The organism is Aeromonas sp. s2 (assembly GCF_040907935.1).
Taxonomy (GTDB): domain Bacteria; phylum Pseudomonadota; class Gammaproteobacteria; order Enterobacterales; family Aeromonadaceae; genus Aeromonas; species Aeromonas dhakensis.
The window spans coordinates 101973-116487 of the sequence record NZ_JBFOCR010000020.1 but is presented as its reverse complement, the minus strand read 5'-3'; the positions used below and the strand labels follow the sequence as shown (position 1 = coordinate 116487).

General features: G+C 59.4%; 13 protein-coding genes. All 13 read right to left on the bottom strand.

Going from position 1 to position 14515, the window contains the following annotated elements; all coding sequences use genetic code 11:
• Window positions 1-33: 33 nt before the first annotated feature.
• The 13 genes from AB5Y81_RS16260 to nadD all read right to left on the bottom strand — a co-directional run bounded on the left by AB5Y81_RS16260 (window position 34) and on the right by nadD (window position 14506).
• Window positions 34-2136 carry an ATP-binding protein gene (locus AB5Y81_RS16260; RefSeq protein WP_157737165.1) on the bottom strand — a complete coding sequence of 701 codons (2103 nt, stop codon included), beginning with the start codon at window positions 2134-2136 and terminating at the stop codon, window positions 34-36.
• Between the two features lie 112 nt (window positions 2137-2248).
• Window positions 2249-3997, bottom strand: a complete 1749-nt coding sequence (locus tag AB5Y81_RS16255; RefSeq protein WP_279485404.1) for a hypothetical protein — start codon at window positions 3995-3997, stop codon at window positions 2249-2251.
• Between the two features lie 54 nt (window positions 3998-4051).
• Entirely contained in the window at window positions 4052-5038 is a 987-nt protein-coding gene (lipA, locus tag AB5Y81_RS16250) for a lipoyl synthase (protein ID WP_095592189.1), read from the bottom strand.
• Complete coding sequence (lipB, locus tag AB5Y81_RS16245; protein WP_195879002.1) at window positions 5035-5727, bottom strand: lipoyl(octanoyl) transferase LipB; 693 nt, start codon at window positions 5725-5727, stop codon at window positions 5035-5037. The genes lipA and lipB overlap by 4 nt, the downstream gene beginning before the upstream one ends.
• A 95-nt stretch (window positions 5728-5822) precedes the next feature.
• Window positions 5823-6086 carry a DUF493 family protein YbeD gene (ybeD, locus tag AB5Y81_RS16240; protein ID WP_005298227.1) on the bottom strand — a complete coding sequence of 88 codons (264 nt, stop codon included), beginning with the start codon at window positions 6084-6086 and terminating at the stop codon, window positions 5823-5825.
• A gap of 294 nt (window positions 6087-6380) precedes the next feature.
• A complete protein-coding gene (locus tag AB5Y81_RS16235; protein ID WP_005298230.1) occupies window positions 6381-7577 on the bottom strand; it encodes a D-alanyl-D-alanine carboxypeptidase family protein in 1197 nt (398 codons plus the stop codon).
• A 194-nt stretch (window positions 7578-7771) separates the two neighbouring features.
• Window positions 7772-8737, bottom strand: a complete 966-nt coding sequence (locus AB5Y81_RS16230; RefSeq protein WP_279485405.1) for a septal ring lytic transglycosylase RlpA family protein — start codon at window positions 8735-8737, stop codon at window positions 7772-7774.
• Window positions 8679-9677 carry a lytic murein transglycosylase B gene (gene mltB, locus AB5Y81_RS16225; protein ID WP_017788444.1) on the bottom strand — a complete coding sequence of 333 codons (999 nt, stop codon included), beginning with the start codon at window positions 9675-9677 and terminating at the stop codon, window positions 8679-8681. The genes AB5Y81_RS16230 and mltB overlap by 59 nt, the downstream gene beginning before the upstream one ends.
• Entirely contained in the window at window positions 9677-10780 is a 1104-nt protein-coding gene (gene rodA, locus AB5Y81_RS16220) for a rod shape-determining protein RodA (protein ID WP_005298235.1), read from the bottom strand. Before rodA ends, mltB begins: the two co-directional genes overlap by 1 nt.
• A complete protein-coding gene (gene mrdA, locus AB5Y81_RS16215; RefSeq protein WP_279485406.1) occupies window positions 10773-12689 on the bottom strand; it encodes a penicillin-binding protein 2 in 1917 nt (638 codons plus the stop codon). Before mrdA ends, rodA begins: the two co-directional genes overlap by 8 nt.
• Window positions 12690-12845: 156 nt before the next feature.
• On the bottom strand, window positions 12846-13313 hold the full coding sequence (rlmH, locus tag AB5Y81_RS16210; protein WP_005298242.1) for a 23S rRNA (pseudouridine(1915)-N(3))-methyltransferase RlmH: 468 nt from the start codon (window positions 13311-13313) through the stop codon (window positions 12846-12848).
• Between the two features lie 22 nt (window positions 13314-13335).
• Window positions 13336-13677, bottom strand: a complete 342-nt coding sequence (gene rsfS, locus AB5Y81_RS16205; protein WP_005298244.1) for a ribosome silencing factor — start codon at window positions 13675-13677, stop codon at window positions 13336-13338.
• 184 nt (window positions 13678-13861) lie between these two features.
• Window positions 13862-14506, bottom strand: coding sequence for a nicotinate-nucleotide adenylyltransferase (gene nadD, locus AB5Y81_RS16200; protein ID WP_279485529.1), 645 nt, complete (start codon window positions 14504-14506; stop codon window positions 13862-13864).
• Between the last annotated feature and the right edge of the window lie 9 nt (window positions 14507-14515).

Here is a 14515-nt window from a genome sequence, read left to right as displayed (position 1 = left end):
GCCCACTAAAACTAAATTTAGTGGGCTGAATTATTAATTCAGTTCTTCGTTTAGTCTTTTTTCTTCCGCTTCAAAAATCTCGATGCCATTTTTGTGAACTTGCTGGGCTCTAGTAAGCAAGTCCAATATGTCAAATATTGAATATTTCGTGTTGGGCCCAATCTCGGTTATCTTTTGAAGAAGATGTCTTTTTCCAGTTGCTTTAGTATCAGCATTGGGCTTTGTGCCAATCAGATAGCCTCTGACCCTTACGCTCTTCCCCAGTTTTGTGGTCAAATACTCGCTGGTTTTGAACATGTATTCTTCTAGCTGTATTAAGTGATTAACCTCTAGCTCGATACCTGGAGATTTTAATTCAACAATAATAATGTCATCTGGATTTGGTTGATTCGCGGCAACAAAGACAAGGTCAGGCCTTGTCATGTCATCTTCAAGAGAATCCTCTTCTGTCAGTGCATCATCAATATTTAAAATGCTATTTAATGTTTTGCATAGCTCACCCATCGGCTTGTCGCTAGTTAGATATGATGCAAACTCAGGTTGTATTAACCATGGTGAGTCCTTAAATAAACCATGGAGTTCCTTTTCGTAGCCTTTACCCTTTCGTGTTGATATTGATTCTGTGTGTAGCTTATATAACGCACCTATAGCTTTGGATCGTCCTCTGTAGAGTTTTAGAAGATCGCTGGTTTCCATTCTCGTTAATTCTACTAAGGAGTGAGCTAGGACAGGTATGCTCTTAGGATCGGTTTCAAGCTCGATAAGCCTTGTCAAAACTTCACTGGCGTTGACTGCCTGAAGCATGATAGGTGCCATTTCTCTGTACGTGCTACTATTAATTCCATGCTCACGCCCAATGACCTTAAGGATTTGTCTGGCAGCCTTTTGGGACTTTTTGTTTACTTGTTGAAGTGGGCTTAATATTCCTTTGCTGAAATCATCATTATCCAAATTATTATCAATTTCTTTATCTCTGAATTTATAGTGTTCGGCTAATGCTGTTTTCATCAGAGCAGTCACTGAATCAAAAAGATGGTCGACAACAGGATTGTCTTTGTTCAAGCCCTCTCGGCTTGTAACAATGAAGTCATTCTCAAACTCATCTATCGCGTCCGCTATTACAATACACTCCATGTAATCTTGGCCATGAAAATTATGGACGCCAGAATGTAGTTTTAGAAGACTTGGGCCATGTGTCAGACGGCCATGGGAGTATATTCTTGCACCTCTTCTTTCTGCAGGGAGGCTAGCTCTTTTTTTCTTCTTTTCATCGGTGGCACCATAATCATCTGGTCGCGCTCTAAACCTTATGAGGTATTGGAAGGAAAATGTATCGTCTTCATCTATTTGTACTATTTCAGATGCCATTTTGTCCATGGAGTTGCCAGCAGGATAAGAAAACTCCCAGTCAATCTCTTCTTCTTTTACAACGGTATTGTTTAGATATATATGAAAATCTTTATCTAGAATGCAAAACGTTCTCGCTAAGATGTTATTTATCCTGTCTTGACTTGCTTTCATTGAGTCGCAGCGAAGTTGACTGAGTGTGATTTCAGTAAATTGATCATCTGAGGATAAGTCGTTTTCGTACGAGGCCTTAAATCTTGCATTTCCCAAATCATCATGTTGTTTTATGTTGATGTAGTCCATTTCGAAGGTTGTGGAATAATATTCACCAGCTCTTTTGCTAGTCACTTTGATATGTTCTGCTGCACCAAATCCGGCTAATTTACCAACTCCCTTTCTACCCATTACTCTTCGCAGGCCAGATTCAGTAAATATTTTTGTTGGTTTTCCATCATCATCTTCGCGACGATTTCTTGTGACCGAAAGAAAAAAATCCTGTATTTGTTTTGCAGACATTCCATGTCCATCGTCTCTTATTTTTATCGTAATGTCTGAAGGTAAAGGATCGTAAATAGCCGAAATATCTGACCGTATACCTGCCTTCTTGTCTTCTTTAGCTTTACTTCGTATGATTCTTTTTGCAGAATCAATTTTGTCAAAGTCCATTTCTATATAGACATTTTTTGCATCTGCGTCATATGCATTTGCCACGAACTCAGCTATGCATTTTGCAACGGATGAATACATGTTGTGGCCCATGGTCTCAAGCATGCCAGAGTGTATTTTCATGTGAAAATCCTCTGGCCTTTCAGAATGGGCTTGTCTATCTAGGTTAGTCGATGACTCAGGTGCTGTACTTATTACTGAGATATGAGCTGTACTCTGTGGCGAGATAAGATCGTTATTCGTAGTCATGAAACTTGTCCCTATATAAGCCAGTGACTCTTCTTGATATAGCGTTAGAACAATGTATTGGGTTAGGCCATGTATGTTTAAGTGATATAACATGTATTCCCTGTGGATAAAGCATACTAACGTTGGCCCAAGTACCATTCTTTATCGCCAATCCACTTAGAAGCTGATGGATTGATATGTTGGAAGACAACACATGGGTTTGGTTGAACAACAATGCCAGCGTACAGTGTTCATTTTGACGTTGTTCAAACTCAATCAGCGAATACCATCTTTCCTGGTAACAGATATCCGCGATGATCACCCGCCGGCGGGTACGGATATCCGAATCCAGATAGGACCACTGCCTTTTACCGGCCGGCTTGGTCAGGGGGATAAACTCGATCAGCGGATCCGGCTCCCGGATCCTGGCGGAGAATTCCGGCTGTCTGTCCAGCTCCTCGATGGCTGCGGCAAAGGTCTGGAAGCTGGCCGGCAGGGCCTTGCGGCGTTGATGTTGCGTGACCACCTTGCCGGTTCCGACGACTGAACCGTTGTTCTCGCCGGTCCCGGTCCCCAGCTCTCCGGACACGGCTGTCTGCACCGGTATCAGCCGGCTGGCGTAGCGGCATTCGCTTTTGGGCGGTTTCTCGGCTTTCCTGCCGGCGATGGCGTCAAAGCGGGAGGACGGCAGGGGAATGATTTCGGTGGAGCACTGCTTGTTCGGCTCGCTTCGGTTTTGCAGATCCTTTCCCTGGTATTCCTCTGAGCGGAGCTTTCCGGGTCCGAACGCCGGCTTTTTCTCTGCGTCGGGAAGATCGGTTCCGGCAGGGGAGCGGGTGTTGTCGTTGTCCCTGTCTATCACCAGATCGTCGAACGGGAAGGGGGCGCTGCAGTGGGTCAGGGACAGCGCCAGATGCCGCCAGCTGCCGTCGTCGGACTGGATGCGCTTGCACCTGGCCTGCAGTGTGGTGCGGCCGGAGAACGGGAACTGCGTCTCCAGCTGCAGGGGTTCGTGGTTGAGGGAATGGCGCATCATGCTGTCGTGCGGCAGGGTTGCCCCGGTCCAGGCCTCCTTGGAGGCGAGTATCCTGGCGAGCACCCAGGCGTCGTCGTCCGTGAAATGTTGCCTCAATCCTATAACGAACTTGCTTTGCCCGGGAAGCGTTCCGGTTCTTTTGAGGCTGATAACCGAAGCTATGTCATGTTTCAGGGCGCCGGAAAACACGGTATGGGCAAGATCGGTCGAAACCAGATAGTAAAAACGGAGCAGTTCGGTCATGGGGATCAGCAGCCCCAGGGGATCGTCATTCCAGGTGACGGCCATCAGCCGGGTTTTGCCGTTGCCGACGCCAAACCTGTAAAACCGGGGGCTGACGAGCCAGCCGCCGCCGACCTGGCGGTTGGCGGTGACGACCCGGGTCGTGCCGGGACTGACAAGCAGATCCCGGAACGTCTCCTCCCGGCCGGCGTAATGAGATTGGCAGATGCCATCCTTCCAGAGTGAGCCGATGCACAGCAGCGGCAGCTGACCGGTGCCGACCAGCACGGTCGTCTGCTCCTGGGCGTTTATCGCCCGGACCGAGGCGGGATCGGTATCGGAGAGGGAGGAGGAAGTCCTAAGCGGACTGAGCAGGACCTGGATGGCCGGTTCGGAGGGAACGTAGGGATTTCTTTCTACGCCTCCGAACCAGTCTATGCGCCAGAAACGGCCATCCGAGGGGAACTCCCTGATCCTTGGAATCCTCGTGATGGCCATGGTCGTCAGTCCTGGCGGTACATTAATGCGTTGTCGGGTACAAAATAGTTATGTTCAGTCCTTTTTAATTTTGTAACCCACAACCTCTTCCCCCTTGGCTTGCAGATCAGCGTGGTAGGAGGAACGCACGAAGGGGCCGCAGGCGGCGTGGCTGAAGCCGAGCTCCATGGCCACGTCTTTGAGCTCGTCGAACTCTGCGGGCGGTACGTAGCGCTTCACCGGCAGGTGGTGGCGGCTTGGCTGCAGATACTGGCCCAGGGTCAGCATGTTGACGCCGTGCTCGCGCAGATCCTTGAGCACCTGGACTATCTCTTCATTGGTTTCGCCCAGACCCATCATGACGCCGGATTTGGTCGGCACATGGGGGTGCATCTCCTTGATGCGGCGCAAGAGCTCCAGCGACCACTTGTAGTCGGCGCCCGGGCGGGCGACCCGGTACATGCGCGGGGCGGTTTCCAGGTTGTGGTTGAAGACGTCAGGCGGGGTCTCGCGGAACACCTCCAGCGCCTGCTCCATCCGGCCGCGGAAGTCCGGGGTCAGGATCTCGATACGGGTCTGCGGGCTGTGCTCGCGGATCTGCTTGATGCAGTCGGCGAAGTGCTGGGCACCGCCGTCGCGCAGATCGTCGCGGTCCACCGAGGTGATTACCACGTATTTCAGCCCCATCTCCTTGATGGTCAGCGCCAGCTTCTTCGGCTCTTCCGGGTCGAGCGCCAGCGGGCGGCCGTGGGCCACGTCGCAGAAGGGGCAACGACGGGTGCAGATGGCGCCCATGATCATGAAGGTGGCGGTGCCGTGGTTGAAGCACTCCGCCAGGTTGGGGCAGGAGGCCTCTTCACACACCGAGTGCAGCTTGTTTTTGCGCAGGGTGCTCTTGATGTGCTCGATCTTCTGGCTCGACGGTGGCAGCTTGATCCGCATCCAGTCAGGCTTGCGCAGCACTTCCTCGTTGGGATCCGGCATGAATTTCACCGGGATCAGGGCCATCTTGTCGCCATCGCGCAGCTTGACGCCCGGCTCCATACGAACGGGTTTGCTCATGATTCACTCTCGGTGTTTGTTATTGTTTGATAACCAATCAGGCGGGCCAGTTCGGCCACCAGGATGGATTGCGCCTCGGCCACGCTCTGCGGGCCGCCCAGGGCGCTGGTCTGGGTCATGGCCATGCCCGCATAGCCGCACGGGTTGATGCGCAGGAAGGGGGTCATGTCCATGTTGATGTTGAGGGCCAGCCCGTGGAACGAGCACCCCTTGCGAATGCGCAGGCCAAGGGAGGCCAGTTTGGCCTCCATGCCGAGCTCGTTCTTCACGTAGACCCCAGGGGCATCGGGTTTGGCATAAGCCTCAATCCCGCTCTTGGCCAGGGTATTGATGATGGCGGTCTCCAGGCAGGTCACCAGCTCACGTACCGTCAGCTTGCTGCGACGCACGTCCACCAGCACGTAGAGCACCAGCTGGCCCGGGCCGTGATAGGTCACCTGACCGCCGCGATCGCTCTGCACCACCGGGATGTCGCCGGGGGCGAGCAGGTGTTCGGCCTTGCCGGCCTGCCCCTGGGTGTAGACGGGGTCATGCTCCACCACCCAGAACTCGTCCGGGGTGTCGGGGGTGCGGCTGTCGGTGAAGGCCTTCATGGCATCCCATACCGGCTGGTAGGGACGACGGCCCAGCTGTCTCACCAGCAGCTGGCTGGCGGACTGTGATGACTCGGCGGGAGTTTGGGGTGACATCTTTCCTCACTGACAGGCGCTTGGGTCGGCCGGCACGGCGCTGGTCGCCGGCGGCAAATAATCAGTCGCCCCGGTGGCGGGGCGAAAGAGGCGACTTACAGGACGTAGCGAACCAGTTCTATGTTGCCGAGGGCGGTATACATGGCTTCGATATGTTCCTTGCTCTGGGCAGTCACAGTGACCCGGACCGAGTGGTAGTTGCCCTTGGAGCTGGGCTGGACGGTCGGGCTGTAGGTGCCGGGGGCGTGCTGCTGCAGCACTTCCACTACCATGTCCGGCAGGGCCGGGTCGGCAACGCCGAGCACCTTGAACGGGAACTTGCAGGGGAACTCCAGCAGTTCATCAAACTTGGTATTCATTTACTCACCTTTTGCGGTCGTCGCGAGACGACTTTCTTGCTTGTGGCTAATGGCCGTTGGCCCCTCGGGGCCGCCATGCCCCCGTCTGTGCGGGGCACTGCTCAAGTGTATATGGGCATTGCCCGGGCCGGGATCAAGGCCGGACCGGCAGACAAGGGATGGAGGTGCTGCTTTTTACCACAAATCGTCAGTCGGCGGAACCTGCAGTTTACAGGGTTATTGACTGGCCCGACCCCAAAAAGACAGCAGCGGCGCCTGTTGGCGCCGCTGTTTGGTCGGGATCCTGCGTGTGGATTACTTGAACCAGCTGGAGACCAGCATCACCAGGTAGTCCCACAGACGGCTCATCAGGCCACCCTCTTGCACCTCTTCCAGGGCGACCAGCGGTACCTGCTTGATCTCCTTGTCCCCTTGCTTGAGGAACACGGTGCCGACGCGCTGACCCTTGGCCAGCGGTGCCTTCAGCTCGCTTTCGAGCTGGAAGTCCGCCTTGAGGTTGTTGCCCTGGCCACGGGTGACCAGCACGGAGACGTCCTTGTCGACGCCCAGCTTCACTTCCGGCTTGTCGCCCATCCAGATCTTCTGGGTCACCAGCTCGGTGCCGGCCTTGTAGGGGGTCAGGCTCTGGAAGAAGCGGAAACCGTAGGTGAGCAACTTCTTGCTCTCGGCGGCGCGGGAGGCTTCGCTGCTGGCGCCCAGCACCACGGCGATCAGGCGCATGCCTTCGTTGTTGGTGGCGGAGGAGACCAGGTTGTAGCCGACCTGGCTGACGTGGCCGGTCTTGATGCCGTCAACCTGCAGGGACTGGTCCCACAGCAGGCGGTTGCGGTTGTGCTGGGTGATGCCGTTGAACACGAAGGATTTCTGGGCGTAGATCTTGTACTCCTCCGGCAGGTCGCGGATCAGGGCCTGGCCCAGGCGCGCCATGTCGTGAGCGGTACTGTAGTGACCTTCCGCATCCAGACCGTGCGGGTTCATGAAGTGGCTGTCGTTCATGCCGAGCTTGGCGGCCCAGCTGTTCATCAGGCTGGCGAATGAGTCGGTGCTGCCCGCCAGGAATTCGGCCATGGCGACGCAGGCGTCGTTGCCGGACTGGATGATGATGCCCTTGTTCAGGTCATCGACGGAGACCTGCTTGCCCACCTCGATGAACATCTTGGAGGAGTCGGAGTAGTTCTTGGACCAGGCGTTCTGGCTGATGGTCACCATGTCGGTGCGCTTGATGTTCCCCTTCAGCAGCTCCTGGCCGATGATGTAGGAGGTCATCATCTTGGTCAGACTGGCGGGCGGCAGACGCTCTTCGGCGTTCTGCTCGGCCAGTACCTGACCGGAGTAGTAGTCGATCAGGATGTGGGCCTTGGCGGAGATCTCCGGCGCGGCGGGAACCACCACGGGGTTGGCGTTCGGCGTCGGGGTCGGTACAGGCGTGTTGGCCTGGGCGGTGGCGCTTATCAGGGAGGCCAGAATAACTGAACGGGCAAATTTGGACATCTTGAAATTCCTGGTGCCTGGTTGGGGTAACCCAAGTTAAAAATGCGGGCTTCACTATACCAGAAGCGACCGTCGGTCAAAGCCCGACGTGCCATCTGGTCTGGTTTTTTCTCCCTCCGTTGCCGCCATCACGCCGGGAAACGACGTGATGGCGGGCCACAGAGGGCGGTTCGGTCAGCTTGAACCTGAGACGCTCAGGGGACGATGAAGGCTTGCTCCAGCCCCCCCTGGCGCACTTTCTCCAGGGTGGCGGCCTGCTGGTCGGCAGGCACGGGGCCGATCAGCACCCGGAAGATGGCACCATGGGCGTCCACCCGATAGGGCAGGCCGTGACGCTGGGTCATCACCTTGCCCATCGCCTCCGCCCGAGCCTGCGAGCCGCTGGCCAGCACCTGGATCATCTTGCCCTCGCCGCTGCTGGCGGGCGCAGCCGTCTTGGCCGCTGCCGGTTTGGCGGGTTTGATGACCGGCGCCTTGACGGGGGCCGGTTCGGCGGTGGCCGGTGTGGCCATGGCCAGCTCGGTGGGCTGGCCGACGAAGCCGTCCTGAGCGACGGGGGCCGCGGCGGCCGGGGTGGTCGGCGTCATCTCGATAGGCTTCATGGGGGCCATGAGCACCATCTGATCCGGGGTGTCGTTGATGAGCTCGAGCCGTACCCGCGCCTCGCCCCCTTCCACCATCCCCAGCTGCTTGGCGGCGGCATGGGAGAGGTCGATCAGCCGATCGCTGCCGAAGGGGCCGCGATCGTTGACCCGCACTATGGTCTCCTGCCCGTTGTCCAGGTTGGTGACCCGCACATAGCTTGGCAGCGGCAGGTTGCGGTGGGCGGCGCTGAACAGCTTGCTGTCCTGCACGTCGCCGTTGGCGGTCTTCTGGCCGTCCAGATCCTGGGAGAGCCAGCTGGCGGTCCCCTCTTCGCTGTAGTGCTTGATGTCGCGCCACACCTCGTTCTTCTGCTTGCCTATCCAGTAGTCACGGTTGCCGCTGGCGCTCAGGGGCTCGGGACGCGGGATGGCGCCGGTGGCCTGCGGGATCTCGATGACCTGGGGTTTTTCCGGCTGGACCGGTTCGGGAGGCGGGGGAAGCTGTTCCGGCTGGCTGCTACAGGCGGCCAGCAACAAGGTCAGGCTGAGCGGGAGAAGTTTGTGGCTGTAATGCATACGCGTCCTGGATTGCTTGACTGAGTTGATGCACCGCCATCGCATAGAGCGGGCTGCGGTTATAGCGGGTGATCACGTAAAAATTGTGGCGCGCGACCCAGTATTCCGGTCCATCGGCCTGTTCCAATGCCAGCAGTTTCACCGGCGTGTCGGGTGCCAGCGGGGTGGCGAGTTCAATGCCCGCGGCGGCCAGCTCGGCCCAGGTCTGGGTCAGCTCGGGGGCAGGCCCCAGCAGGGTACCCACTGGCGCCAGTCCGATCAAGGCGGGTTCGACCGCCGACTCCCCCCAGCGCCACTGGTGCTCGGCAAAATAGTTGGCGACGCTGCCGATGGCATCCACCGGATTGGCGAAGAGATCGCGCTTGCCGTCGCCGTCGAAGTCGACCGCGTAGTGGCGATAGCTGGAGGGCATGAACTGACCCATCCCCATTGCGCCGGCATAGGAGCCCTTGAGAAGGGTGAGCGGCCACTTCTCTTCCCGGGCAAGCAGCACCAGCTGGGCAAACTCCTTGGCGAAGAAGTCGGCCCGCTCGGGGTAGTGAAAGCCCAGGGTGTAGAGGCTGTCGAGCACCGGATGGCGGCCCATCTGGCGGCCGTAGAAGGTCTCGATGCCGATGATGGCGACGATGAGGGAGGCCGGCACCTGATAGGTCTGCTCGGCCCGCGCCAGGGTGGCGGCGTGGCGTTGCCAGAAGCCGACCCCGTCCCGGATCCGCTCCGGGGTGATGAACAGCGGCCGGTAGCGATGCCAGGGTTTGGCCTCCCAGGGGCGGCTGATGGTGTCGAGCACCTCCTGGCGCAGGCTGGCCTGGGCGGTGGCGGCCTGGAGCTCGGCCAGCGGCACCTGCTGCTGCTCGGCGAGCCGGGCGAGCCCGGGGGGCTCGACGGCCGCCGTTGCGTTCAGGGCAACGAGCGAGAGCAACACACCGGCCAGTCGCATCAGGCCAGCAACCTTCTGTGGGTCTGGATGGACATCAGGATGCCGAAGCCGGCCATCAGGGTCACCATGGAGGTGCCGCCGTAGCTCACCAGCGGCAGGGGGACCCCCACCACCGGCAAGATGCCGCTCACCATCCCCATGTTGACGAACACGTAGACGAAGAAGGTCAGCGTCAGGGCACCGCCCAGCAGGCGTTCGAAGCTGTTCTGGGCCTGCATGGAGATAAACAGACAGCGGCTGATGATGTAGAGGTAGATCACCAGCAGGAGGGCGACCCCCACCAGACCGAACTCCTCGCTGAACACCGCGAAGATAAAGTCGGTGTGGCGCTCGGGCAGAAACTCCAGCTGGGACTGGGTGCCCTGCAGCCAGCCCTTGCCGAACACGCCACCGGAGCCGATGGCGATCTTGGACTGAATGATGTGGTAGCCGCGGCCGAGCGGGTCCTTCTCAGGGTCCAGCAACATCAGCACCCGCTGGCGCTGGTAGTCGTGCATCAGGAAGAACCAGAGCACCGGCATGAAGGCGCAGATGAGCAGCACCGCGAGCCCGATGAGCCACCAGCTGATCCCCGCCAGGAAGATGACGAAGAAGCCGGAGGCGGCCACCAGGATCGAGGTGCCAAGGTCGGGCTGGGCCGCGATCAGCAGGGTGGGCAGCAGCACCATGATGAGGCTCAGCACCAGGTGGCTGAACTTGGGCGGCAGCGAATGACGGCTGAGCCAGGCGGCCACCATGATAGGCATGGAGAGCTTCATCACCTCGGAGGGCTGGAACTTCATGAAGCCGAGGTCCAGCCAGCGCTGGGCCCCCTTGCCGATGTGGCCGAACACGTCCACCGCGATGAGCAGCAGCACCACCACTGCGAATAGGGGCACCGACCAGCGGGCATAGAGAGAAGGTGGCAGCTGGGCCATGCCGATCATCAGGGCGAACGCCAGTCCGCCACGCACCAGCTGGCGCACGATGGAGTCGACATCCTGACCGGAGGCGGAGTAGAGCACCACCATGGAGAGGGACATCAGGGTCAGCAGGCCGAGCAGCAGCGGCAAGTCGATGTGCAGCTTGTACCAGATGCTCTGCTGGCGAGCGGAATTACTCATGAGGAGCGACCTCTTTAGATTGGGGCTTCTTGGCCGGCGCCGGCGGCAGCTGGGGCTCCGGCGGCAGCAGATAGGCATCCAGCATGTTGCGGGCGACCGGCGCCGCCATGGCGCTGCCGCCCCCGGCGTTCTCCAGCACCAGGGCGACCACCGCCTTGGGTGCTTCGAACGGGGCGAACGAGACGAACAGGGCGTTGTCGCGATGCTCCACCTTGGTGGTAGCCGCGTTGTAGACCTGGTTCTCCTTGAGGCCCACCACCTGGGCGGTACCGGACTTGCCCGCCGCCTTGTAGGGGGTGTTGGCAAAGGCGCGCCGACCGGTCCCTTCGTGGCCGTTGATGACCCGCCACATGCCGTCCTTGGCCACCTGCCAGTAGCTGTCGCTCTTGGTCTGGATGGCCATGTTCGGGTTGATGGGGGCGTTGACGACGCCATCGATGGAGGCGGTGCTCTTGAGCAGGTGCGGCGTCACGTCGTGGCCGTTCTGGGTCAGGATGCTGATGGCCTTGGCGAGCTGGATCGGGGTGGCGCTCCAGTAGCCCTGGCCGATACCGATGGAGATGGTGTCACCCTGATACCAGGGCTGGCGCCAGCGGGCCATCTTCCAGTCGCGGGACGGCATGACCCCCTTGGTCTCTTCGTAGATGTCGACACCGCTGTACTGACCGAAACCGAACCTGGTCATGTAGCTGTTGATCTTGTCGATGCCGACCCGGTAGGCGAGATCGTAGAAGTAGGTATCCGCCGACACCTCGATGGCGCGATAGACGTCGAGCCAGCCGTGGCCCCAGCGGCGCCAGTCGCGAAACTTCTTGGTGGTGCCGGGGATGGAGAAGCTGGGGCCGCCGAAGTAGCGGTAGTTGGGGGTGATGGCCCCCTCGTTGAGCCCCATCACCGCCATCATGGGCTTGACGGTGGAGGCGGGGGCATAGATGCCCTGGGTGGTGCGGTTCACCAGCGGCCGGGCCGGATCGTTGAGCAGCGCCGAGTAGTTGGCGCTGGAGATGCCGGTCACGAACAGGTTGGGGTCATAGCTCGGGCTCGACTCCATGGCCAGGAGGGCGCCGGTATTGGGATCCATCATCACGATGGCGCCGCGGCGGCCGGCCAGCAGTTGCTGAGCCTTGAGCTGTAGGCGGATGTCGATGTTGAGGTAGATGTCCTTGCCGGGCTCGGGCGGCTGGAACTTGAGGGTGCGCACCACCCGGCCGCGGTTGTTCACCTCGACCTCCTGGTAGCCCGCCACGCCGTGCAGCTGATCCTCGTAGTACTTCTCCACCCCCTGCTTGCCGATGTCCTTGGTGGCGGCATAGTTGGCGAGCTTGTCCTCCTTGTCGAGGCGCTCCACGTCGCGGGTGTTGATCTTGGCCACGTAACCCAGGGCATGGGTCAGGGTGTCGCCAAACGGGTAGTAGCGCTTGAGGTAAGCCTCGATGCTGGCACCCGGGTAGTTGTGCTGGTTGACCGAGAAGAGGGCGACCTGATACTCGGTCAGCTTCTCGTACAGGGCGACCGGCTTGAAGCGGCGCTGGCGTTTCACCTCGGCCAGGAACTTCTCCTTGGTCCCCTCCGGCAGCTTCAGCAGGGCGATCAGCTCGTCGGCGGTCTTCTCCAGATCTTTGGTCTCTTCCGGCACGATCTCGAGGCTGTAGACCGGGCGGTTTTCCGCCAGCAGCACGCCGTTGGTGTCATAGATGAGGCCGCGCGGCGGCGCCACCGGCACGACGCGGATGCGGTTGTCGTTGGAACGGGTCTGGTAGGTGTCGTAAGACTCTACTTGCAGGTAGTAGAGATTGCCCAGCAGCACCAGCATCAGCACTATCATGCCAACGTAGGCGACCAGGGTTCGTCGGAAGAAGAGGCGACCCTCGGCGCTGTGGTCGCGCATTTCGATGCGAGTCTTCAGCATGCCGCTACCTTATGACTGTCGAGCAGGTGAGAAACGGGGTGCAGATGTGCATGCTCACGCTCTGTGATATGGGTATGTGAGGGTGATGCTGGAATAGCGCATGGCTCACTCTCTGTGATACGGGTATGTGAGGGTGATGCTGGAATAGCGCATGGTTCACTCTCTGTGATACGGATGATTGGTTGTGATGCTCCAGGCGCGATAGAGGCTCTCGGCCACCAGCACCCGCACCAGCGGATGGGGCAGAGTCAGCGGCGACAGCGACCAGCTCTGCTCGGCGGCAGCCTTGCACTCGGGCGACAGCCCTTCCGGACCGCCCACCAGCAGGGCCACGTCGCGGCCATCCAGCTTCCAGGCTTCCAGTTGCACGGCCAGCTGCTCGGTAGTCCAGGGTTTGCCGGGGATGTCCAGGGTCACGATGCGCGAGCGGCCGGCGGCAGCCAGCATGGCTTCCCCCTCTTTTTGCAGAATGCGGGGAATGTCGGCATTTTTACCACGTTTTCCGGCGCCGATCTCGACAAGTTCGAACGGCATGTCTTTGGGGAAACGGCGGCGATACTCTTCGAAGCCATGCTCTACCCAGGCGGGCATCTTGGTGCCCACCGCAATCAACTGGATTTTCATCGGTCGTTACACTTGTGCTCGTTTATTGCGCATTCACCTGAGCGGTGTTGCTCCAGAGTTTTTCCAGCTGATAGAAATCGCGATGCTCATCCTGCATCACGTGCACGATGACGGAGCCCAGATCCACCAGCACCCACTCGCCGGTGAGCTGGCCTTCCACGCTCAGCAGATCGAGCCCGGCATGGCGAGCTTCGCTGGCCAGATGGTGGGCAATGGCGCTGACGTGACGGCTGGAGTTGCCGGAGCAGATGATCATGGTGTCGGTGATGCTGGATTTGCCGCGCACATCGAGGGTGATGATGTCGCGGCCTTTCATGTCATCGATCTTGTCGACGATAAAGGCATGCAGTTCTTGGCCTTGCAATGAGTCTCTCCTGTATTCCGGCGCGCTTTCACGGCGTGAGGGCGGCGGATTATATCATGGTCACTCCCGTTTCCCAGTCCGGTGAAGGGGAGTGGAACAGGGGCCGTGCCCGCTCGGAAAACGGCCCCCTGTTGATCACTATAGTGCGCGATCCGCGCCGGACAACCACCCCGGCAAACCGGGTTCAGGCCGGTCGATAGAGCCCCTGCTGGCGGATGTACTCCGCCACCGACGGCGGCAGCAGATAGCGGGGATCCGCCCCCGCCGCCAAGCGCTCTCTGAGCCGGGTGGCCGACAGCTCGACGGGCAGGTTGTCCGCCAGCCAGATGCGGCCGTGGCGCAGCCGGTGCAGCTCCGCCACTTCGCGGGCCTGGTGGCGGGTCAGCAGCGCGACCACTTCGGCCGGGTAATCCGGTTGCCAGCCGGGACGGGTGCTCACCACCAGGTGGGCGTAGTCGAGCAGCTCCTGCCAGCGGTGCCAGCTTGGCAGGCTCAGCAGGGAGTCCATCCCCATCAGAAAGCAGAGCGGGGTGTCGGGCAGCTCGCTCCTCAGCTCGATCAGCGTGTCGATGGTCCAGGAGGGGGTATCGCGCTTGAGCTCCCGCTCATCCACCACGAAGCCCGGGTTTTCCGCCGCCGCCAGGGCAACCATGGCCAGACGCTGCTCGCTCGAGCAGAAGGGGCTGGCGCGGTGGGGCGGGATATGGTTCGGCAACAGGCGTACTTTGGCCAGACCAATGGCGTCGCGGGCCTCGATGGCCGGGCGCAGATGGCCGATGTGGATGGGATCGAAGGTTCCCCCCAGGATGCCGATGGGCGGCTGCAACATGAGTTCCCC

Bases quoted from the DNA above. Each gene is read 5' to 3' on its own strand.
- AB5Y81_RS16260 (WP_157737165.1), bottom strand. From the start codon at position 2,136: ATGAAAATACACTCTGGCATGCTTGAGACCATGGGCCACAACATGTAT.
- ybeD (WP_005298227.1), bottom strand. From the start codon at position 6,086: ATGAATACCAAGTTTGATGAACTGCTGGAGTTCCCCTGCAAGTTCCCG.
- AB5Y81_RS16235 (WP_005298230.1), bottom strand. From the start codon at position 7,577: ATGTCCAAATTTGCCCGTTCAGTTATTCTGGCCTCCCTGATAAGCGCC.
- mltB (WP_017788444.1), bottom strand. From the start codon at position 9,677: ATGCGACTGGCCGGTGTGTTGCTCTCGCTCGTTGCCCTGAACGCAACG.
- rodA (WP_005298235.1), bottom strand. From the start codon at position 10,780: ATGAGTAATTCCGCTCGCCAGCAGAGCATCTGGTACAAGCTGCACATC.
- rlmH (WP_005298242.1), bottom strand. From the start codon at position 13,313: ATGAAAATCCAGTTGATTGCGGTGGGCACCAAGATGCCCGCCTGGGTA.
- nadD (WP_279485529.1), bottom strand. From the start codon at position 14,506: ATGTTGCAGCCGCCCATCGGCATCCTGGGGGGAACCTTCGATCCCATC.
- AB5Y81_RS16230 (WP_279485405.1), bottom strand. From the start codon at position 8,737: ATGCATTACAGCCACAAACTTCTCCCGCTCAGCCTGACCTTGTTGCTG.
- lipB (WP_195879002.1), bottom strand. From the start codon at position 5,727: ATGTCACCCCAAACTCCCGCCGAGTCATCACAGTCCGCCAGCCAGCTG.
- AB5Y81_RS16255 (WP_279485404.1), bottom strand. From the start codon at position 3,997: ATGGCCATCACGAGGATTCCAAGGATCAGGGAGTTCCCCTCGGATGGC.
- mrdA (WP_279485406.1), bottom strand. From the start codon at position 12,689: ATGCTGAAGACTCGCATCGAAATGCGCGACCACAGCGCCGAGGGTCGC.
- lipA (WP_095592189.1), bottom strand. From the start codon at position 5,038: ATGAGCAAACCCGTTCGTATGGAGCCGGGCGTCAAGCTGCGCGATGGC.